General features: G+C 46.9%; 20 protein-coding genes. 5 read left to right on the forward strand and 15 right to left on the reverse strand.

All coding sequences use genetic code 11. The annotated features are described in order from the left end of the window. Positions 1-46: 46 nt before the first annotated feature. The gene (gene fabI, locus KNP00_RS02405) at positions 47-820 is read right to left on the reverse strand and encodes an enoyl-ACP reductase FabI (protein ID WP_215141877.1); all 774 of its coding nucleotides are present in this window, start codon (positions 818-820) and stop codon (positions 47-49) included. A gap of 150 nt (positions 821-970) precedes the next feature. Here fabI and KNP00_RS02410 point away from each other — a divergent pair, with 150 nt between their 5' ends. Further along, positions 971-2,137, forward strand: coding sequence for an FtsW/RodA/SpoVE family cell cycle protein (locus KNP00_RS02410; RefSeq protein WP_215141879.1), 1,167 nt, complete (start codon positions 971-973; stop codon positions 2,135-2,137). A gap of 32 nt (positions 2,138-2,169) precedes the next feature. Here the strand turns inward: KNP00_RS02410 and KNP00_RS02415 are convergent, their stop codons facing one another. Genes KNP00_RS02415 through yjbM form a run of 3 tightly spaced genes read right to left on the reverse strand, consistent with a single transcriptional unit; the run spans position 2,170 to position 4,491 of the window. Continuing rightward, a complete protein-coding gene (locus KNP00_RS02415; protein ID WP_215141881.1) occupies positions 2,170-3,033 on the reverse strand; it encodes an RluA family pseudouridine synthase in 864 nt (287 codons plus the stop codon). A gap of 3 nt (positions 3,034-3,036) precedes the next feature. Then, complete coding sequence (locus tag KNP00_RS02420; protein ID WP_215141883.1) at positions 3,037-3,834, reverse strand: NAD kinase; 798 nt, start codon at positions 3,832-3,834, stop codon at positions 3,037-3,039. Between the two features lie 12 nt (positions 3,835-3,846). Then, entirely contained in the window at positions 3,847-4,491 is a 645-nt protein-coding gene (gene yjbM, locus KNP00_RS02425; protein ID WP_215141885.1) for a GTP diphosphokinase, read from the reverse strand. A gap of 109 nt (positions 4,492-4,600) precedes the next feature. Between yjbM and KNP00_RS02430 the strand changes: the two genes are divergently transcribed. Together KNP00_RS02430 and KNP00_RS02435 are read left to right on the forward strand one after the other, a co-directional pair. Further along, positions 4,601-5,182: a CYTH domain-containing protein gene (locus tag KNP00_RS02430; protein WP_215141887.1), complete on the forward strand. Its 582-nt coding sequence runs from the start codon at positions 4,601-4,603 to the stop codon at positions 5,180-5,182. Between the two features lie 86 nt (positions 5,183-5,268). Further along, positions 5,269-6,042 carry a DsbA family protein gene (locus tag KNP00_RS02435; protein ID WP_215141888.1) on the forward strand — a complete coding sequence of 258 codons (774 nt, stop codon included), beginning with the start codon at positions 5,269-5,271 and terminating at the stop codon, positions 6,040-6,042. Positions 6,043-6,246: 204 nt separating this feature from the next. Here KNP00_RS02435 and pepF read toward each other — a convergent pair whose 3' ends face one another. From pepF to cls, 3 genes are read right to left on the reverse strand one after another with little or no spacing between them, the layout of a single operon-like run. Beyond that, positions 6,247-8,049, reverse strand: coding sequence for an oligoendopeptidase F (gene pepF, locus KNP00_RS02440; protein ID WP_215141889.1), 1,803 nt, complete (start codon positions 8,047-8,049; stop codon positions 6,247-6,249). Beyond that, complete coding sequence (locus KNP00_RS02445; protein ID WP_215141890.1) at positions 8,037-9,128, reverse strand: competence protein CoiA; 1,092 nt, start codon at positions 9,126-9,128, stop codon at positions 8,037-8,039. The genes pepF and KNP00_RS02445 overlap by 13 nt, the downstream gene beginning before the upstream one ends. Before the next feature lie 11 nt (positions 9,129-9,139). Continuing rightward, complete coding sequence (gene cls, locus KNP00_RS02450; protein ID WP_215141891.1) at positions 9,140-10,651, reverse strand: cardiolipin synthase; 1,512 nt, start codon at positions 10,649-10,651, stop codon at positions 9,140-9,142. An 83-nt stretch (positions 10,652-10,734) separates the two neighbouring features. Between cls and KNP00_RS02455 the strand changes: the two genes are divergently transcribed. Beyond that, on the forward strand, positions 10,735-11,460 hold the full coding sequence (locus KNP00_RS02455; protein ID WP_215141892.1) for an SDR family NAD(P)-dependent oxidoreductase: 726 nt from the start codon (positions 10,735-10,737) through the stop codon (positions 11,458-11,460). Between the two features lie 38 nt (positions 11,461-11,498). Here the strand turns inward: KNP00_RS02455 and KNP00_RS02460 are convergent, their stop codons facing one another. The 4 genes from KNP00_RS02460 to KNP00_RS02475 all read right to left on the reverse strand — a co-directional run bounded on the left by KNP00_RS02460 (position 11,499) and on the right by KNP00_RS02475 (position 14,336). Further along, positions 11,499-12,731: a DUF2254 domain-containing protein gene (locus tag KNP00_RS02460; RefSeq protein WP_215141893.1), complete on the reverse strand. Its 1,233-nt coding sequence runs from the start codon at positions 12,729-12,731 to the stop codon at positions 11,499-11,501. 64 nt (positions 12,732-12,795) lie between these two features. After that, on the reverse strand, positions 12,796-13,452 hold the full coding sequence (mecA, locus tag KNP00_RS02465; RefSeq protein ID WP_215141895.1) for an adaptor protein MecA: 657 nt from the start codon (positions 13,450-13,452) through the stop codon (positions 12,796-12,798). Positions 13,453-13,623: 171 nt separating this feature from the next. After that, the gene (spxA, locus tag KNP00_RS02470; RefSeq protein ID WP_131433653.1) at positions 13,624-14,022 is read right to left on the reverse strand and encodes a transcriptional regulator SpxA; all 399 of its coding nucleotides are present in this window, start codon (positions 14,020-14,022) and stop codon (positions 13,624-13,626) included. Positions 14,023-14,198: 176 nt separating this feature from the next. Next, positions 14,199-14,336, reverse strand: a complete 138-nt coding sequence (locus KNP00_RS02475; RefSeq protein ID WP_214695472.1) for a hypothetical protein — start codon at positions 14,334-14,336, stop codon at positions 14,199-14,201. Positions 14,337-14,557: 221 nt separating this feature from the next. Between KNP00_RS02475 and KNP00_RS02480 the strand changes: the two genes are divergently transcribed. After that, the gene (locus tag KNP00_RS02480) at positions 14,558-15,091 is read left to right on the forward strand and encodes an HD domain-containing protein (protein WP_215141897.1); all 534 of its coding nucleotides are present in this window, start codon (positions 14,558-14,560) and stop codon (positions 15,089-15,091) included. 74 nt (positions 15,092-15,165) lie between these two features. On the opposite strand, the gene KNP00_RS02485 is transcribed toward KNP00_RS02480, so the two are convergent. Genes KNP00_RS02485 through opp3b form a run of 4 tightly spaced genes read right to left on the reverse strand, consistent with a single transcriptional unit; the run spans position 15,166 to position 19,164 of the window. Further along, the gene (locus KNP00_RS02485; RefSeq protein ID WP_215141899.1) at positions 15,166-16,116 is read right to left on the reverse strand and encodes an ABC transporter ATP-binding protein; all 951 of its coding nucleotides are present in this window, start codon (positions 16,114-16,116) and stop codon (positions 15,166-15,168) included. Next, the gene (locus tag KNP00_RS02490) at positions 16,116-17,189 is read right to left on the reverse strand and encodes an ABC transporter ATP-binding protein (protein ID WP_215141901.1); all 1,074 of its coding nucleotides are present in this window, start codon (positions 17,187-17,189) and stop codon (positions 16,116-16,118) included. The genes KNP00_RS02485 and KNP00_RS02490 overlap by 1 nt, the downstream gene beginning before the upstream one ends. Before the next feature lie 23 nt (positions 17,190-17,212). Further along, positions 17,213-18,238 (reverse strand): oligopeptide ABC transporter permease, encoded by a 1,026-nt coding sequence (gene opp3C, locus KNP00_RS02495; protein WP_420828305.1) that lies wholly within the window; start codon positions 18,236-18,238, stop codon positions 17,213-17,215. Continuing rightward, positions 18,238-19,164 (reverse strand): oligopeptide ABC transporter permease, encoded by a 927-nt coding sequence (gene opp3b, locus KNP00_RS02500; protein ID WP_215141903.1) that lies wholly within the window; start codon positions 19,162-19,164, stop codon positions 18,238-18,240. Before opp3b ends, opp3C begins: the two co-directional genes overlap by 1 nt. Positions 19,165-19,189: the final 25 nt, after the last annotated feature.

Raw genomic sequence — 19,189 nt, forward strand, 5'->3', positions numbered from 1 at the left:
AAACGATAATACAAAAAATGGCGCACCACTGCGCCATTCCCCAAACTTATAAAATATGATACCCACTGTCGACATGAATGACTTCCCCGGTCACGCCACTCCCCATCCCTGAGAGGAGGAATAGTCCCGTCGAAGCCACTTCTTCTGCCGAAACATTTCGGCGCAATGGCGCTTTTTGCTCGAGTTCAGTCAAGATGCTGTTGAAGTCACCGACACCTTTAGCTGACAATGTGCGAATCGGACCTGCCGAAATCGCGTTGACACGAACACCGTGAGGACCGTACTCGTTCGCCAAATATTTGACGCTCGAGTCGAGCGCCGCTTTCGCAACCCCCATCAAATTATAGTTCGGGACGACGCGCTCCCCCCCTAAATAAGTGAGCGTAATGACCGAGGCATCCGACGCAAAATAAGGCTTCGCCGCCTTCACGACTGCCGTCAAACTATATGCAGAGATGTCTAGCGCCTGTGCGAACTGACCACGTGTCATTTCTGAGAATTCACCACGTAACGCTTCTTTGTCAGCGAATGCGATCGAGTGGGCAATACCTTGAACTTCCCCCGCTTGCTCATGAATCGAACGGAACGTCGAATCAATCGCTTCATCGTTCGTCACATCACATTCAAGTAGAATCGCTTCTTGCTTCAACTCACTTGCAAGTGACTCAAGACTTGATTTGAATCGTTCTGCCGCATATGTCAACACGAGCTTCGCCCCCGCCTCGTCAAGCGTTTTTGCAATCGCCCATGCGATCGAGCGTTTGTTGGCAATCCCCATGACGACATACGTTTTATTCGTTAATGTTGGAAAAATTGACATCATAAACTCCCCTTTTTAGTACCTGGTGATAATATCTGTTATCAGATTACAGAAAGGTTTCTGTTTTGTCAACCGCATCGTTTACGTATTGCGATTTTTTTAAGTTGCGGTAAGATATAGTACGTATAGAAAGGGTGACTCGACTCCATTATGAATCGCATTCAATCATATTTAAAAAGTTTAGATACGACACTGTTGACGATCGTGTTCATGCTGATGATCATCAGTCTCGGTGCAATCTATACGGCACAACCGATGTTGCCGACCCGACTTCAACATATCAACTTCGCCCTTGAGCAGGGAATCCGCTACGTCATCGGCTTTTTTGCAATGTTCGCCATCATGACGATTGAATATGAGCAACTTCGTAAAATTCACTGGTACTTATATACACTCGGTCTACTTCTTCTTGTCGGACTGATTCCGCTACGGGACACCACACTCGTTCCAAACATCAATGGAGCTTACGGATGGTATAACGTACCGGGATTTAGCTTTCAACCTGCCGAGTTCATGAAGCTGTTTTTGCTCATCTCTATGTCGACGATCGTGTACGAACACAACAAACGCTACGGTTCCTCTCAACTCGATACTTGGCTTTTAGTCAAACTCGTTTTAGTCGCCGTTCCGCCGCTCGGGTTGATTGTGACTCAGCCCGACTTAGGTACCGGGCTCGTCTTGATCACCATGCTCGGTGCCATCATCATCGTCTCGGGAATCGGATGGAAATGGCTACTCGGGCTCTTCAGTGTGGCGGCACTCGTAATCGGGACGTTCATGTATTTATTCTTCGCCCATTTCGAGGTGCTACAATCGTTCGTACCCGGGCATGCTCTCAACCGATTCCAGGCATGGATTTATCCGTATGAATACTCAGACGATTTAGCGTTTCAGTTGATTAAATCATTGCAAGCGATCGGCTCCGGCCAGATGTTCGGCACAGGATATGGGCAGGGACTCGTTTTCTTGCCAGAATCACAGACAGACTTCATCTTTGCGGTCATCGCCGAGCACTATGGATTCATCGGTGCCGCGCTCGTGATTATCGTCTTCTTCCTCTTCCTTTACCGGATGATTCATATCGCGTTAGAATCAAGCAGCGCTTTCGGAAGTTATATCGTCACTGGCGTCATCGCCATGTTCACGTTCCAAGTCTTCCAAAACATTGGGATGACGATCGGTGTTTTGCCGATCACAGGTCTCACCCTCCCATTCGTCAGTTACGGGGGGACGGGGATCATCATGAACATGATTGCCATCGGGCTCGTGATGAATGTAGCCTCTAAATCGAAGACGTATATGTTTGATGATGATTGACGAAAGCCCTCAAGGATTCTTGAGGGCTTTCTTTACGTATATCGAAAATCTTGAGGGAGCGGCGCTTCGATGCTCACCTCTTCATCCGTTAATGGATGAATAAACCGTGCAGACGCGCTATGGAGGGCATGACGCAGCATACGATTCGCTCCCCCATACATGGAGTCTCCGATGAGCGGATGACCGATATGGCGCAAATGGACGCGAATCTGATGGGTCCGTCCTGTCTCGAGACGAATCGTTAGTAGAAAGTCACGGTTGAAGTTCTGACAATCTAAAATGTGTGTGACGGCATGTTGACCACTTTCGGTCACGGTCCGTTCCATAATGGATCCCTCGGCACGACCGATCGGCGCATCGATCGTTTGCGGAGACACTTCTTTCTCGACAAGCGCCACGTATGTACGCGTTAGTCTGTTCGTTTTTTGAAGTTCACTTAGACGATGATGGATAAATCCAGACTTCGCAAACAAAACGACACCGCTCGTATCACGGTCCAACCGATTGACGACATGAACGGTAGATGAGAGACCGATGCGCGCATAATGACCGAGTACCGCGTTCGCAAGTGTGTCGGTTGGGTGTAACCGAGACGGAATCGTGGCGATTCCCGCCGGCTTATCAACGGCCAACAATGAGTCGTCCTCGTACAAAATCCGGATCGGACGGTTCGAAACCGTCATATGCGGTGAAGGAGACTCGTTCGGAAATGTGACCACTACTTCATCCCCTCGCTCGAGTTCATGTCGAACCGTACGATGGATCCCGTTCACCTCGATTTTCCCTTCATGTTTCACGAGGGTGAGCATCTTTCGTGAAATGCCCATGTCTTTCATCAAAAAGTCGCGTAATGGGGTAGTGTCCTCCACAACGCGACGAATCGTAAATCCTTGCATTCGTTACTTCCCTTCCTCGATGAACGATTCGCGTACACGTCGCCAAAATGGGAATGGCCGAAAACGCGCGAATGTCACTTTTTCTCTCGCCACCGCACAGCGGATTGAGACGACATCTGACCACGATAGTGCCTCTTGATGGTCAAACGCCAATTCGAACTCAGTCTTCGTATGCGGCTTGATTTTGACTTGATGATGCTTCGGCAAGAGGAGTGGTGCACCGATTGTCCGATAGACCAAGTTATTGATGGAAGCCATCTCCGTCACTTGAATCGCTTCAATCGAAGGGTGAACAATCGCACCGCCAAGCGCTTTATTATAAGCGGTCGAACCCGATGGCGTAGAGATGCACAACCCATCCCCACGGAACGTTTCAAAATAGTCATCTCGAATCGACAGGTCACAGACGAGTGTGCGCTTATAATTTTTAATCGTACAGTCATTCATCGCCAACTGACGATCAGACTTCCCGTTCTCATAATCAATGAGCACTTCAACGAGCGGATAAGAGACCGGCTCGAACGATTCGCTCGTAATCATCTCCGTCAGTTCATCCAACTCATCCGGCTGCCAATCGGCGTAAAAGCCGAGATGCCCGGTATGAATGCCGACAAGAAGCGTCTCATCAAGACGGTCGATGTATTTGTGAAACGCCTGCAACATCGTTCCGTCTCCTCCGACCGATACGACGATTCGTGGCTCTTCCGATAACGTATGCCCGGCCTGTTGAAGCTTTTCAATCAGCTCTTGGGCAATCTCCGCCGATCGCGCATCTCCCCTAGATACAATCCCAAACTGCATATCGTTCTCCCCCTAGTCCTCATCATTCTTCACGTTCATTTCTTTGTCTCGGAACACTTGTTGGGCGTCCTGAATCTCGACACGAAGTTGACTCATTTCTGCATCGAGCAGAAATGCCGCCTCAGCCGCACGTCTTAATCGCTCTTGTACTTCTAGTGGCATATCGTCGTCATATTTATAATTTAATGAATGTTCAATCGTGGCCCAAAAGTTCATGGCGAGTGTTCGTATTTGAACTTCGACGAGTGTCGGGATTTCTCCATGGATCGTCTGGACCGGGTATTCGATAATGACATGGTATGATCGATAGCCTGAGTCTTTTTGTCGAGTGATATAGTTTCGCTCTTCCACTATTTTAAAGTCTGTCCGACGATGAAGCAAATCCAGGACGTGAACGATATCATCGACGAATTGGCACATAATTCGTAATCCAGCGATATCTTGCATATCCGTCGCCAATTCATGTTTGGCGATATTTTTTCGTTTCGCTTTCTCGAGGATGCTTCCGACAGGCTTCACCCGACCGGTAACAAACTCAATTGGAGAATGTTCGTTTTGAGACTTGAATTGTTTACGGACGGCCTTTAACTTTACTTTCAACTCATCTACTGCGATTTGATAAGGTACTAAAAATTGATCCCAGTTCACTGATTGCATACGCTGTCACCACTTTCGTTCTTTTCCGGAAAAAACGTGTCCTTTCCGTATGTATCCGTTTGTATGGTATCATAAACGAACAATTGTTCATAGAATGGAGCGATGATGAATGACCCAAGAAGTGGAAATTGAATTTAAATCCATGCTGACAAAAGAAGAGTATGAAACACTACTTCGTGCCTATGAGCTAGAAAATCAAGTACGATGGCAAGCGAACGATTATTTCGACACAGCGTCATTTCAGTTAAAGTCGCACGGGGCCGCGCTACGTATTCGTCAAAAGAAGGATGGCCAAGTGTTGACATTGAAACAGCCAAATGAGGTAGGACTGCTTGAGACGCATGTCAACATTACAGAAGAAGAGGCCGAAGACCTATTCAAATATGGTATTATCCATGACGATCAAATGAAGCAGGCACTCGCCCCGTTTCAATTGAGTGCGGCACTCGAGCACCTAGGTAGACTCGAGACGAATCGGGCCGAACATCAAACAGAAGAAGGACTACTCGTTTTGGACGAAAGCCATTATTTGGATACGACCGACTACGAATTAGAATTTGAAGTGACGAATGAAGAAAGCGGTAAACGCTCGTTCGAAAACCTTCTAGAAAGACACGGACTTCCCTATCGTCCCGCGAAAAATAAAATCGTTCGATTCATGGAATTAAAAATGAGTCGGTCTGAAGGTTGAGCAGATACATTGCCAACCTTTTTTTTTCGTTGCTACAATGAGTTTACAAAGTTAAATGAGTTTTTTGATGAGAGGAGGCGACACAAATGGAACTTGAACAATGTAATGAGTCGTCCTGTTCGATGGAAGAAACTCCTATTCAAGTAACATATAAACCATTGGAGCTATTCTATTTCATGGACATCTCGAGTCCTGAAAATTTTCATGTGATGACATTGATTAAAAAACTAGAGATTGAATACGGGCATGTCATCCGTTTTCGAATGGTCTCTACCGTTCCTAGCTGTGTTGGCGGATGTCAGGAAGAAGTTCGCCTTCTCACCATGATCAAGGCACTAGAATTACAAGGGAAACGCCATGCGATGCGATTTTTACGTCATTTGCATGTCAATGATTTGTTTTCAGGTAATCAATCCGACCCGATCGATTTATGGGAAATCGTGCGTTCTTTCGAAGGGTATGGGATTGACTTGAGTGAACTTGAAGCCGATCTTCAATCGAACCAGCTCTTGAATGCATTAGCGGTCGACCATCAAGTGCTGAAAGATTGGGAGATTGAGTCGTTGCCCGCCCTCACGTTCGTAACGCGCGACGAGGCACTGAAAATCGAAGGCGTTTATCCGTATGACGTCTACCAATCGGTCATGACAGAGTTGTTAGGTTACGCACCGAGCCGTTCAACCGACTGGGACGTAGCAAAAGTGTTAGCTCGCTATGATGCGTCGACGATCACTGAACTGTCTTATATTCTAGACCTAGACAAAGCTGTGATCGAACGTGAACTGAAGAAACTCTCCTTGCAACAACGCTGCCGTCCCGTCCCGGGTTGTAGCGGTGAAGCATGGGCTCAAACAAAATAAAAAATAACCCCACGGCCGGGGAGCCGTGGGGTTTTTGACGTCCCAAGCGGGGACAAGAGACGTCGAACCTTGAGGCCCGGGGAAGGCCTACAAGATGGGAGAAAGTTTACGGTCAATAAAGGGGTTTGTGATTGATTTCACACTTATAATATACCGAGCCTCACTTCTTTTGACAACTACTTTGTGTACATTGTCACATATTGTTCACGTAAACAATAATGATTCCATTTCATCGAGAATCGATTCGAATTGATCGAGCGCCTTAAGAACCGGCTCTTTCGTCGTCATATCCACCCCGGCGGCTTTTAACACCTCGATTGGATAGTCACTAGAGCCCGCCTTCAAGAAGTTATCGATGTAACGACGAACGGCCGCATCTCCTTCTTCCATGATCTGTTGCGACAAGGCCGCAGATGCTGAGATACCCGTTGCATATTGATAGACATAGTAGTTGTAATAGAAGTGCGGAATCCGCGCCCACTCATAGGAGATCTCTTCATCGATGACAATCTCGTCACCGAAGTAACGCTTGTTCAGCTCCAAGTACGTCTCATTCAAAAATTCCGGAGTAAGCGAGGTCCCGTCTTGGGCCGCCTGATGAATCATATGTTCGAATTCAGCGAACATCGTTTGACGGAACAACGTCCCACGGAACGTTTCGAGTTGATTGTTCAACAAGTAGAGACGCTCTTCTTTTGCCGTTCTTGTTTTTAACAAGTGGTCGTTTAGTAAGGCCTCGTTCGTCGTCGATGCCACCTCTGCCACAAAGATTGAGTAATCACCATACGGATAAGGTTGTGACGTCCGCGTGTAATGACTATGCACCGAGTGTCCGAACTCGTGCGCGAGCGTAAACAAGTTGTTGACGTTATCCTGCCAGTTCATGAGGATGAACGGTTGTGTATCATAGGCTCCTGACGAATAAGCTCCGCTACGTTTGCCTCGTGTTTCCCGTACATCAACCCAACGTGAATCGAGACCGTCTTTGACGATTTGGACATACTCTTCGCCAAGCGGTGCCAATCCATCGACCATCCACTGCTTCGCTTCCTCATAAGATACTTTCATCTCCACGTCCTTGATGAGCGGCGTATAGAGGTCATACATATGCAACTCGTCGATTCCGAGCGCACGCTTTCGTAGTGCGACATAGCGATGAAGCAAATCAAGTCGTTCGTTCACCGCCTCGACGAGACCGTCATAGACGGACTCCGGAATCGCATTATGATGAAGTGCTGCCTGTCTTGCATTATCAAACTTGCGGACAGAGGCATAGAAGTTGTCCTTTTTCACGCTTCCTGACAATGTGGAGGCGAACGTATTCAAGTATTGCTTATACGTGCCATACATCGCTTTGAATGCGCCCTCACGGACACTTCGATCACTTGACTCGAGGAACGTGATGTAACGCCCATGCGTCAATTCAACCTCTTCCCCTTCTTCATTTTTCACTTTCGGGAACGTCAAATCTGCGTTGTTCAGCATACCGAACGTCGAACCCGATTGTCCGAGCACGTCTCCCGCCTGAGCCAAAATCGCCTCTTCCATTTCAGTCAACACGTGCGGACGCTCTAATGCCAACTCATCGAACGCGTGACGATACACTTGAAGTGGTTCGTGTTGATCCATGAAGGCTGTAATTTGTTCTTCTTCGATCGATAGAAGCTCAGGCGTCATGAACGCGAGTTGGGCTGAAATTTGCGAGGCCAGCGAGCCGGCCCGGTCATTCAATGCTTGATAATGACTATTTGCCGTATCTTCGTCATAACGCATATGTGCATACGTATAAAGCTTATGTAACTTACGAGAGAGCTCATCCCGAAGTTGCAACGCTTCGTGTAACGTCTCCGCCGACTCACCGAGTCGCCCTTTGAATCCGACTAAAGCGGGCACTTGCTCCTTCAATGCTTGAAAATCAGTTTCCCAAGCGTTGTCATCGTTGTAGATCGTCTCTAAGTTCCATGTTTCTTCCACAGGCACTTGTTGTCTAGTCATTACTTCTGACATACGTCCACTCCCTTTTCTGATCGGTTTGTCGATTTAAAAATCAATCGCTGAAGTCCTTGAAACAAACGTATATCGTGACATCTCGCTTCCTCATATGTCTTTGGAAGCACCCACATCCTGACATCAGTCGATAGACGGCAAGCATTCAAGAGTTGTCTCCATTGTACATGAAATGACTTGGAAAAGTCGCTTGTCGGTGTCACACCAAACTGGCGACATGTCTTTTCTATACTCCATTCCACCGAATCATTCGGTGACTCGTACCGATTCAAATATAGGACGACCTGAAAATCTATCGGATGGATCCGTATTCCCCAAAGCGATGTCAGCGGTAAGTAACAAGCTGTAGGTGTCAGACCGGGCAATAAGCCGAGTGGATAGAGGCGATTCAACATCAACCGCCGATTTTGTAATGAGGGATAAGTTGGAGACATCCGCTTTCGGCGAATCATCTCTGTCCACTCCATCGCATTAAATCGATAATACGCTTCAAACGGTGAAGTGTTCACAGAAGACGAGACTTCCCAGTTCCCTATTCCATATTTGATTGAAATCGGGAAGCCGTTGAAACGTACTAACCGCCCTTCTCTTACGGTCATCAACCGATGTCTGCGGAAAAGTTCGAGACGCATCCACGGTTGAAAGGATTGATTCATCCTTAAATCTAGACCGCTCGCAAGCCAGACCGTATCGAGTCCCGCTCGTTCGTAATCGATCGTACGATCAACATAGTCTTCCGGCTTCAAGGGAGATGCCTGAATCTCGAATACCGTCCGCTTCCCATCGATTGTCGTGACAACGTCTGCCCGGCGTGCACCAATCGTCACTTCTTGCTCGACCGGACACCCCCTCTCTTGTAACCACTGACAAATAGCCCATTTGTCTTGATGATGCGAAACCGATTCTGCCCTACCGCACGTATGGAGATGAGCGAAATGAAGCCTACGTTTTGACCCTTGTTTTACAATCAAGACTTCTTGACAGGTCGGACATTGAAAAGGGGCGAGTTGCTCCGCCTGCATTCGACTTAATGTAAAAGAATCCACGATTTCGCCTTTCCGATCGATTGCAAATCGCATCTCGCCCCTCCTCATAGTAGTGGTGAAAACATTCTCGCCAAAGACTCGATCAGCTTGATAAAAAACGAGCGTGTCGAGAACTGTGCTAACTCTAATTCATGAGACCCCTCAAAATCATGATACAGGTCCTGTTTCAGTTGATGGACCGAGTTCGTGTTATAAAGGAGCGCATTGACCTCAAAATTCAAATGAAAACTACGAAAATCCATGTTTGCCGTCCCGATTGTCGCCAAACCATCATCGACGACAATCACTTTAGAGTGCATGAAACCTTCTTCGTACAAATAGATTTTGACCCCTGCCACGAGCAGTTCCTCAAAATAAGATCGACTCGCATAAAAAACAATTTTATGGTCAGGATAGCTCGGTAACACAATCCGGACATCGATTCCTGACAGTGATGCAGTCTTCAGTGCGCTCATAATGTCCTCGTCTGGTATGAGATAAGGCGAAGAGATGTAAACCGATTTTTTCGCGGCATTGATTAGGGAAAAATAAATCGACTTCATCGTCTCATACGGTTCATCCGGCCCACTCGCCACGATTTGTACACCACCACTCGCACTTCGAACCGTTTCAAGTGGCTCTAGATAAAACGGGGTGAACAGACGTTCTCCGGTCATATAATACCAATCTTGCAAGAAGATCAACTGCAACTCAGATACGCCTTCTCCTCTGACGTACAGATGGGTGTCCCGCCAAAATCCGAACTTGGCGTGCTCACCTAAATACTCATCTCCGACATTCAATCCGCCTGTAAACGCTTCGGTCCCATCGATGACCACAATCTTTCGGTGGTTCCGATAATTCGTTTTACTCGAGACGAGCGGAAGTACGACCGGGAAGAACGCCTGTACTTGGACACCTGCTTGTTTCATCTCTTCAAAGAACGAATTGCTCGTATGAATCGACCCGACCGCATCATACATAAATCGAACTTCGACCCCTGCCTTCGCCTTTTCGATGAGGATTCGCTGAATTTCCCGAGAAATACGATCCTCCCGGAAGATGTAATACTCAAGATGAATGTGACGTGTCGCCCCTCTCAAGGCAGGCAATAATTTCGAGAATTTCTCTTGACCGTTCGTCAAGATTTGGGTATACGTGTTTGACGAGACCGGCAGCTGATTCAAGGAAGAAGTGAGATGCATCAATTTTTCGTAATCATCGTGTGCGAACATGAGTGATGGGGATAACGTCATCGCTCTTTGGCGATATGCCAAATACGTCTCTTCATCGAGCATCGCTTTCTCTTTAAACATACGTTTCCGGCGATAGTTCTGACCAAATACGAAATAAGCAAATAGTCCAATGACGGGAAACCCGATCATGACGATCGCCCAAATCAAAGTGCGTTGCGGATTGCGGTTCTCTAGCAAAATGACAAGCAAAATGCTGAACGTTGTCAGAAAGACGAGAATCGAGAAGAGCCCAATCACTTGTGAACTCCAGTAAAACGATAATATCGCAATGAGTCCTGCGAGCAAAATAAGGGAAAAGAGTACTTGTATGCGTCGCAACATATTATAAGCTGACCTCGTTTCTGTCATGTATTATCATTAATTATACATCGTAACGTCATCTTTTTGAGGGGAGAGAATCAATTATGGGGACTTTTCTAATCACCGGTGCAACAAGTGGAATCGGTCGCGCCGTCGCTTTGCAGTTGACTGAAAATGGGCATCACGTAATCGGCATCGGACGGGACGAGTCACGTGGGGCATCTCTTGAGACCGAATCAAACGGACGGGCAACCTTTATCCAATGCGATCTCGAGTCAGCTGACGAGATCGACCATCTGTTCGCACACATGAAAGAACAAGGAGTGAAGTTAAACGGCCTGTTCAACAATGCCGCAACGTTCGGTCGACCGGGTACACCAGAGCGGTTGACGAGCGACGCGTATACCGAGGTGTTCGATGTCAACCTCCATGCACTGAACACGGTCACACAACGAGCAATCCCATTCTTTAAAAAAGGAGCGAGCGTCGTCAATAACGCCGCGATCGTCGGGCACGTCAAATTTCCACCGATGCTTGCACATTATGCCGCCTCGAAAGCGGCTGTGGTCGCCCTGACCAAAACGTTCGCGCATCGAATGAAAGGAAAAGTTCGATTTAATGCGGTTTGTTTCGGTCCAGTGGATACACCACTGAGCCATAAGTTGTATGGGGGCGAAACGAAATTTAAAGAGGCCATGACGCATCATTTCCGGGGACATGCCGCCCTACCCGAAGAAGTGGCTCCGACCGTTGAATTCTTATTGACCGATGCTTCGTCTTACATTAATGGGCAGGCGATCACTGTCGATGGCGGCTATACCCTCTCTTGAAAAGAGACCACCTTCTCTTTCGATAAGGTGGTCTCCTGTCATGCCGTCATTTGTTTTGCCCGATTGATTTTATTCTTTAAGTAAAGTTGTTCTTTGGCGTGAAGACGATCCCAATCAATCACGTCTTCAAAATACTCAACCATCTCATTAAATGTGGAGTGCAATGTCTCATGCGCTTGAAGACGAGCCATACGAATCGCCTCGAACACGGCCCCCATGACGAAGATATCTTGATTTGCATACGTCTGCATCGGCGATAACGCTTCAAACAGAATCGTGTCAAGTGTCTTTCGTTTCACATGCCAATCAGATTTCCCGTTCGAATAAAGAAAATCGCCATCAGGCAACTCACATAACTCTCGTAAAATATCTCCGATGTAATGAATGGCGTGAATCGCGGTATTCGGGTCATTGATTCCTGGAGAAATCCCACGCAATGCGATCTCACTTAGCTTCTCAATCGCAAACGACGGATCCTGCATGGAGGAACGGACCTCTCCGATTTCAAATAAATCGACATCCGGGGTGTCCTCACCTTTCCAAAAACCGAGCAAATCCCCTTTTGCGACAAAATCTCCGACGGCCACGACCGACTCGAAATCTGTTTCATGGTCACCTTGCTTTTCTCTCAAAAACAATCGAACATATCCCGTCCGTGACGCTCGAGCCGCTTGACCTTCGAACGAATGGACTGACCGCGGTAGGACGAGATGCACCTCATCTGACTCAATCGCATCTTTTTGCTCGCTAATGACAGAGAGCGCTTCTTTATGTAACGTTGATAAAAGACGCTCGGCCTGAATCGAGACACTGATTGTCTGGATGAACTTCACGAATGCCCATATGGAACCTATGACTAAAAACACGCTAATTCCTGACGACAAAACGACGCCCTCGTCAGCCGTACGGACGAGGAACAAATTTGAAATCCCGTATACGGTCGTCATGATGAAGAGACCGAGTGTGTGCTTAGCCGCTGTATTCGTCATGAAATTATTAATCGTCCGCGGTGAAAACTGCGACGAGTACGTCGTCAACACGACTAAAATCGTGGAAAAACTAAATGTCATCATCGTCATGAGACTCGTGAACGTCGAAGACAACACAGATGCGGCCGAATCTAAGTCCAAATAAATAAACTCAGGAAGTAAATTTTGAAAGAACCCACTAAACATCTGGGTCAATATCGTTAATACAATCCCACCCGTCCCATACAAAAATGGAACGAACCACGCACTTTCATCGAGTAACAACCGAATTCGCCTCACCATACCAACACCTCTTCGCCTTCATTTTTTAAAAAATCGCCTGTCCGATTGAACAGGCGATGTACTATTAGAAATAGTGGCGCACTTTTGCAAAAACGTCGCCAGTGAGAATGACTTTACCATACTCCTCAAGCATCGGTTGTGTCTGTGTGCTAAATGATAAATATTCTGCTAAGAGACTGAGTGCATTCTCTTCGTTTTCTGGTTCCATTTCTTCTGGGAAATCAATCCACAAGTAATAGCGGTCTTGGTAATGGTATAGCGTCAAATCAAGGTCACTGAACGTGTCTCCAGCTCGCTTACTGAGTGAAATGATGGCCTCAAAGTCATCTGTTCCCATCGCGAGTGGCGCCCAGGCATCCGATTCCGCTTCTAATTCATCCAATTCGCTTAACTGATCGAGTACTGATTGCTGGTCTCGTGCCTCATCGATTGCCGAACGAAGAAGCGAACCTAGTTCAGAATCATCTTCAGTATCCATCACATTTTTCGCGATCGTCACAGTCACTTCTAGACCTTTTTCAAAAGCTTGGACTTGAATCCATAGTGGACCATCAAACGAGATGTCTTCACGTTCGTGAGCCTCGTCCATCATCTGCCAGAACAGCTGCTCGCCACGTTCTCGGTTGTACCAAATTTCATCACGTGCAAAGCCACGTTTTTCAATATCGACGTATGTGATGAAAAATTTGACGGTATTATCATTGATGCGCTCAATTTTCACGATTGTCCACTCCCTTCTCACCTCGCTCCCAATTCACATAAGGAGGAAAGGGGAAATTGTCTTGTTATCTTTGTACCCTTTTTGACATCGTTCAATCTAGATGACGGGTTATATCTTTATTTTATAGGAAATAGTCAATAATAAAAAGCACACTGCTTAAACAGTATGCTCTCATTCATTGACAAGTCGTTGGGCTTCCTGTAATTGGAACGTCCGGACTTTTCGTGGTAAGAATCGTCTGATCTCATCTTCGTTATACCCGACTTGTAGACGTTTATCATCGATTAAAATCGGTCGACGCAACAACCCAGGGTATTCTTGAATCAAGTCATACAGCTGTTGAAGTGATAATGCATCCACGGATACATCGATTTTAGAAAAGACTTTTGAGCGGGTCGAAATGATCTCATCCGTCCCGTCTTCCGTCATCCGTAAAATTTGTTTAATCTCATTAAGTGAGAGCGGCTCTGAAAATATGTTTCGTTCTGTAAAAGGAATATCGTGCTCTTCAAGCCAAGCTCGTGCCTTTCGGCAAGATGTACAGCTTGGAGATGTATAAAGTGTGACCATTTTTCTTCCTCCCTGACCGAGTATGCGTTCATCTTTTTAGTGACTCTATTTGTATACCCAAAATCGCATCCACTTAATTATAATAATTCTTATTTATTGAAACTTCAATGATATTCTTTATCATTCGGATAAGAAAACAAGGCGCATCCGTCGAATGCGACCTTGAATGACCTAACTTAAGATGCAGGAAATCGAGAAACCGGTTGAGACACCGTCTCCTTCCCTGGCTTTACTTGTAAGTCTTTCAACTTTTTCTTCAACACTTCTTTTAAAAGTCTTTTTTTCTCTCGTAGCACTTTGTCACGTTCTTTCATGGCCTCTCACCCCCCAGCAGCGTAAGGAACCGAATGCGCATTACCGAATCTGAAAATCTTGAAGTTGGACTATATCTACAATTGAATTATAGCACATCTGTTTGTGATCTGTGAATCAAACTTAATAGTTTATCACGTGAGTAAAAGGTTGTGGTTTGCATTGAAATTAAAAAACCTGTATAGTTTATAGAAATAACCTTTTATTATTAAGGAGGAGAGCGATGATGAGAATCACATTGGAAACAATCATGAAACACCCGGTTACCCAAAAATATTTAACTCGATCTGGCTTGAAGCATGCGGTTGATGTGTGTGAACGCGCTCTCGAAATGGCAACGAAACGTGGTCTCGATACAGATTTAGCGACTAAAGCTGCGCTGCTTCACGATATCGGCCATTATGAATGGTATACAGAAGGCAAGTGGAACTATGATTTGTATCGGCAAAATGACATTCATGCAATTAAAGGCGCAGAGCGTGCACATAAACTGTTGATTCGTCTAGGGGAAGATCCGGCACGGGCTAAAGAGATCTCTGTCATGATTCTGTTGCATACCGACTCTTATCTACCTCCTAGTCGGATTCAGCGAACGCCGCTACAACAGCTCGTTCATGACGCTGACACGTTTGTCGAACAGCCAGGCGGCATGCATCATTACGAAACGATGGAGATTGAGGATGCATTGACACGCGTTCGCCAAATTGATGCAATCGTCGAGCGCCTCTCAAATCTGCCACGTATATCGAACGGTTAACCGGTCACCTAATTTGATTAGGTGATTTTTTTGTGCAAAAACCCCTGACTCTTAAAAAGTCAAGGGTTTTTAGATTATACAGTTTGTGCTTTGTACGCTTCGTACTCCTCATCTGTGAGTGAAACGTAATGACCAGGTTCGACTTCACGAAGCGGCGGGATGCTCGAATCTTCATCCGAACGTCCGACCGGACCTTTCGAAGTCGATTCATAGACGATCCGTTTCCGTGTACGCTCGTGCTCTGGGTCTGGGAGCGGAATCGCTGACAAGAGCGATTTCGTATACGCATGGATCGGGTTCTCATAGAGGCGATCGGCTGTAGCGAGCTCTACGAGGTGGCCTTGATACATAACACCGATACGGTCAGAGATATATTTTACCATCGACAAGTCATGGGCGATGAACAAATACGTCAAATCGCGATCACGCTGTAATTCTTTCATCAAGTTGACGACCTGCGCTTGAATCGATACATCAAGGGCAGAAATCGGCTCATCGGCGATGATGAAATCTGGTTCAACTGCGAGGGCACGGGCAATCCCGATACGCTGACGCTGACCACCCGAGAATTCGTGTGGGTAACGGCTCGCGTGCTCTTTCGTCAAACCGACTGTCTCAAGAAGGTCATATACGCGGTCCATGCGCTCTTCTTTCGTCTTCGCCAAACCGTGGATATCGATTCCTTCCGCAATGATATCGGCAACGGTCATACGCGGGTTAAGCGAGGCGTATGGGTCTTGGAAGATCATTTGCATCGCACGGTTAAACTTCAATTTATCTGCTTTCGACTTCTTGTCATGAACGTTCTCACCTTTAAACACGACATCACCATCCGTCGCATCATAAAGACCGATAATCGTGCGTCCTGTCGTAGACTTCCCACAACCGGACTCACCTACGAGACCGAGCACTTCACCTTTGTAAATGTCGAACGTGATGCCGTCAACCGCTTTGACGACACGGCCGCGACCAATCTTAAAGTGCTGCTTTAGGTTTTTTACCTCGAGTAGTTTCTCGCGTTCCATTATTCAGCACCACCTTTCGTAAACGATTTTGCGAACGCGCTGTCTGGACGATACTTGAGAGCGAGTTCACGAATCGCACGCGGCGGCGTGACCGCTGGTGCTTGTGGGTGTAACAACCAACTTGAAGCGAAGTGTGTATCACTCACTTGGAACATCGGTGGCTCTTTCTCAAAGTCAATCTTCATCGCGTATGGGTTACGCGGTGCGAACGCATCTCCTTTCGGAGGATCGAGCAAGTTTGGAGGCGTACCCGGGATTGCAGGTAACGCTTCATTTCGGTCATCTGTCGGGCGAGGCATCGAACCGAGAAGTCCCCACGTATAAGGATGACGTGGCTCATAAAACACTTCGTCGACCGTCCCTTTTTCGACGAGACGTCCCGCATACATAACAGCAACGCGGTCAGCCATGTTTGCGACAACCCCGAGGTCGTGCGTGATAAAGATGATGGCCGTGCCCGTCTTTTGCTGAATATCTTTTAACAATTCAAGGATTTGCGCTTGAATCGTCACATCAAGTGCTGTCGTCGGCTCATCGGCAATCAACACTTTCGGATTACACGCGAGTGCGATCGCGATTACGATCCGTTGACGCATCCCACCAGAAAGTTGGTGTGGGTATTGCTTCAAGCGTGCTTCCGGGTTCGGGATCCCTACGAGCGTCAACAGTTCGAGAGTACGTTTTTTCGCATCTTCACCAGTCAACCCTTGGTGTTGCTTCAACCCTTCCGCGATTTGTTTATAAATCGTCATCGTCGGGTTAAGTGATGTCATCGGGTCTTGGAAAATCATTGCGATATCGCGACCACGAATTTTAAGCATTTCTTTTTCCGAAAGTTTCGCCAAGTCTTTCCCTTCGAACATGATCTCTCCGTTCGTGATTTCACCTGGAGGGTTCGGAATGAGACGCATGATCGCCTTCGAAGTGACGGATTTACCTGAACCCGATTCTCCTACGATGGCGAGCGTCTCGCCTTTTTTCAAATCAAACGAAACACCACGAACAGCCTGAACTGTTCCGGCATAAGTGTGGAACGAGACCTCTAAGTCCCGGACTGATAAAATCGTTTCCATGCACGAGTCCCCCTCTTTCTTTATTATTTACGCATTTTTGGATCGAACGCATCGCGCAAGCCGTCAGCAAGCAAGTTGAAGCTGACCATGAGCAAGACGATGATGACCGATGGGATGACAAGAAGGAACGGGAATGTCCGCAATTCTTTGTATCCATCATTGATCAACGTACCAAGTGATGCCTGTGGCGGTTGAAGCCCGATCCCAATAAAGCTGAGGAATGCCTCGAAGAAGATGGCAGAAGGAATCGTGAACATGAGTGTGATGATGATCGCACCTAACGTGTTCGGAATCAAGTGTTTGAAGATCAAGCGCCCGCTTGAAGCACCAAGCGTACGGGCTGCCAAAACGAATTCTTGGTTTTTAAGTTTTAAAATCTGACCTCGAACGAGTCGACTCATCCCAATCCAACCGGTGATGACCATAGCCAGGATGATGGTGAAGACACCCGGGTCAAAGATCAAGATGAACAGAATGATGAGAATCAAGTTTGGTACACCTGTCAAAATCTCGACAATCCGTTGCATGATGTTATCGGTACGTCCGCCGAAGTAAGCAGAGATACCGCCATATGCTACACCGATGACCGTATCGATGATGGCGGCCATCAAACCGATGAAGAGCGAAATACGTGTCCCTTCCCAAATACGTGACCAAAGATCACGACCGAGATAGTCGGTACCGAACCAGTAGTTTTCTTCTACGTTCTTTTGTTCGTAGAAGTCAATTTCACGACCACCTAGTGTCGCCATCCCATCGAATCCTGCCCATTCGAGCCCTGTGACTTTAGGTGGTAATTTCGCTTGCGAGATGTTTTGTTCATAGGCATCACGGCCCGATAACATCGGTCCGAACAATGAAAGTATGACAAGTATCAAAATAATAGACAGCGAGATGATGGCCGCTTTGTTTTTCTTTAGGCGCAACCATGCATCTTGCCAAAAGTTTAAGCTCTTACCGGCGATACGCTCGCCAAGCTGTTCATTCATTTCAATCGGTGTGAACATGTCTTGGTCGAACTGTTCGTAATTCTTTTTGTTTTCAATCATCAGTTATCCCCCCCAAGACGAATACGTGGATCAACTACGCCGTATAGCAAGTCGACCATTAAAATAATCAAAATGAACACCGCTGAGAAGAAGAGTGTCGTACCCATAATGACAGAATAGTCGTTCAATGTGATTGACGTGACGAACAACTCGCCAAGCCCTGGCACAGCAAAGATTTTTTCAATGACGAACGTACCTGTCAAAAGAGCCGCAGTTAAAGGACCGAGAATCGTAATCGCTGGAATCATGGCGTTACGGACCATGTGCTTCCAGACAATCGCGTTCCCGCTAAGCCCTTTCGCTTTGGCGAGCGTGACATAGTCCTGCCCGGTGACTTCAAGCATCTCGGTACGGACAAAACGAGCAATCGATGCCGTGACCCCAAGGGATAATGAAATCGTCGGCAAAATCGTATGTGCTGGCGAATCCCAGAATGCGACCGGAAGCAACTTAAACTGAACCCCAACATAATATTGAAGGAGGGCGGCAAAAACGAATGATGGGACAGAAATCCCGATTACCGATACGAACATTGAACCATAGTCAATGACCGTATTGTGACGAATCGCGGCTACAACACCTAACAAAATACCGACGAGCGTTCCGAGAACTAATGCTTGGAGCCCTAATTGTGCCGATGGACCGATTCGTTCCATAATCAACTCGGTTACTGGACGGTTCGCCGTACGGAATGATACGCCAAGGTCACCTTGAAGCATGTTTCCAATGTACGTCGCATAACGGACCGGAAGTGGGTCGTTGAGTCCATAGCGGTCATTCAATAGTTGAATTTGTGATTCTGTCAGTTTTTCCTGGTTTTGATATGGTGAACCTGGGAGCAGGTCCATCAGGAAGAACGTGAACGTGGCGATCAAGAAGAACGTGATGAGGCCATAAGTCAGCCGTTGTAGGATATAACGTCCCATTTGTAAAAACCCCCTGTGTTTGTCT

Origin of the sequence: Exiguobacterium qingdaonense, assembly GCF_018617855.1 — a bacterium.
In the GTDB taxonomy this organism is placed as follows: Bacteria; Bacillota; Bacilli; order Exiguobacteriales; family Exiguobacteriaceae; genus Exiguobacterium; species Exiguobacterium qingdaonense.

What these genes read in the sequence shown, in the direction of transcription:
- fabI (WP_215141877.1), bottom strand. Translation starts at nt 820, where the DNA reads ATGTCAATTTTTCCAACATTAACGAATAAAACGTATGTCGTCATGGGG.
- KNP00_RS02410 (WP_215141879.1), top strand. Translation starts at nt 971, where the DNA reads ATGAATCGCATTCAATCATATTTAAAAAGTTTAGATACGACACTGTTG.
- KNP00_RS02415 (WP_215141881.1), bottom strand. Translation starts at nt 3,033, where the DNA reads ATGCAAGGATTTACGATTCGTCGCGTTGTGGAGGACACTACCCCATTA.
- KNP00_RS02420 (WP_215141883.1), bottom strand. Translation starts at nt 3,834, where the DNA reads ATGCAGTTTGGGATTGTATCTAGGGGAGATGCGCGATCGGCGGAGATT.
- yjbM (WP_215141885.1), bottom strand. Translation starts at nt 4,491, where the DNA reads ATGCAATCAGTGAACTGGGATCAATTTTTAGTACCTTATCAAATCGCA.
- KNP00_RS02430 (WP_215141887.1), top strand. Translation starts at nt 4,601, where the DNA reads ATGACCCAAGAAGTGGAAATTGAATTTAAATCCATGCTGACAAAAGAA.
- KNP00_RS02435 (WP_215141888.1), top strand. Translation starts at nt 5,269, where the DNA reads ATGGAACTTGAACAATGTAATGAGTCGTCCTGTTCGATGGAAGAAACT.
- pepF (WP_215141889.1), bottom strand. Translation starts at nt 8,049, where the DNA reads ATGTCAGAAGTAATGACTAGACAACAAGTGCCTGTGGAAGAAACATGG.
- KNP00_RS02445 (WP_215141890.1), bottom strand. Translation starts at nt 9,128, where the DNA reads ATGCGATTTGCAATCGATCGGAAAGGCGAAATCGTGGATTCTTTTACA.
- cls (WP_215141891.1), bottom strand. Translation starts at nt 10,651, where the DNA reads ATGTTGCGACGCATACAAGTACTCTTTTCCCTTATTTTGCTCGCAGGA.
- KNP00_RS02455 (WP_215141892.1), top strand. Translation starts at nt 10,735, where the DNA reads ATGGGGACTTTTCTAATCACCGGTGCAACAAGTGGAATCGGTCGCGCC.
- KNP00_RS02460 (WP_215141893.1), bottom strand. Translation starts at nt 12,731, where the DNA reads ATGGTGAGGCGAATTCGGTTGTTACTCGATGAAAGTGCGTGGTTCGTT.
- spxA (WP_131433653.1), bottom strand. Translation starts at nt 14,022, where the DNA reads ATGGTCACACTTTATACATCTCCAAGCTGTACATCTTGCCGAAAGGCA.
- KNP00_RS02475 (WP_214695472.1), bottom strand. Translation starts at nt 14,336, where the DNA reads ATGAAAGAACGTGACAAAGTGCTACGAGAGAAAAAAAGACTTTTAAAA.
- KNP00_RS02480 (WP_215141897.1), top strand. Translation starts at nt 14,558, where the DNA reads ATGATGAGAATCACATTGGAAACAATCATGAAACACCCGGTTACCCAA.
- KNP00_RS02485 (WP_215141899.1), bottom strand. Translation starts at nt 16,116, where the DNA reads ATGGAACGCGAGAAACTACTCGAGGTAAAAAACCTAAAGCAGCACTTT.
- KNP00_RS02490 (WP_215141901.1), bottom strand. Translation starts at nt 17,189, where the DNA reads ATGGAAACGATTTTATCAGTCCGGGACTTAGAGGTCTCGTTCCACACT.
- opp3C (WP_420828305.1), bottom strand. Translation starts at nt 18,238, where the DNA reads ATGATTGAAAACAAAAAGAATTACGAACAGTTCGACCAAGACATGTTC.
- opp3b (WP_215141903.1), bottom strand. Translation starts at nt 19,164, where the DNA reads ATGGGACGTTATATCCTACAACGGCTGACTTATGGCCTCATCACGTTC.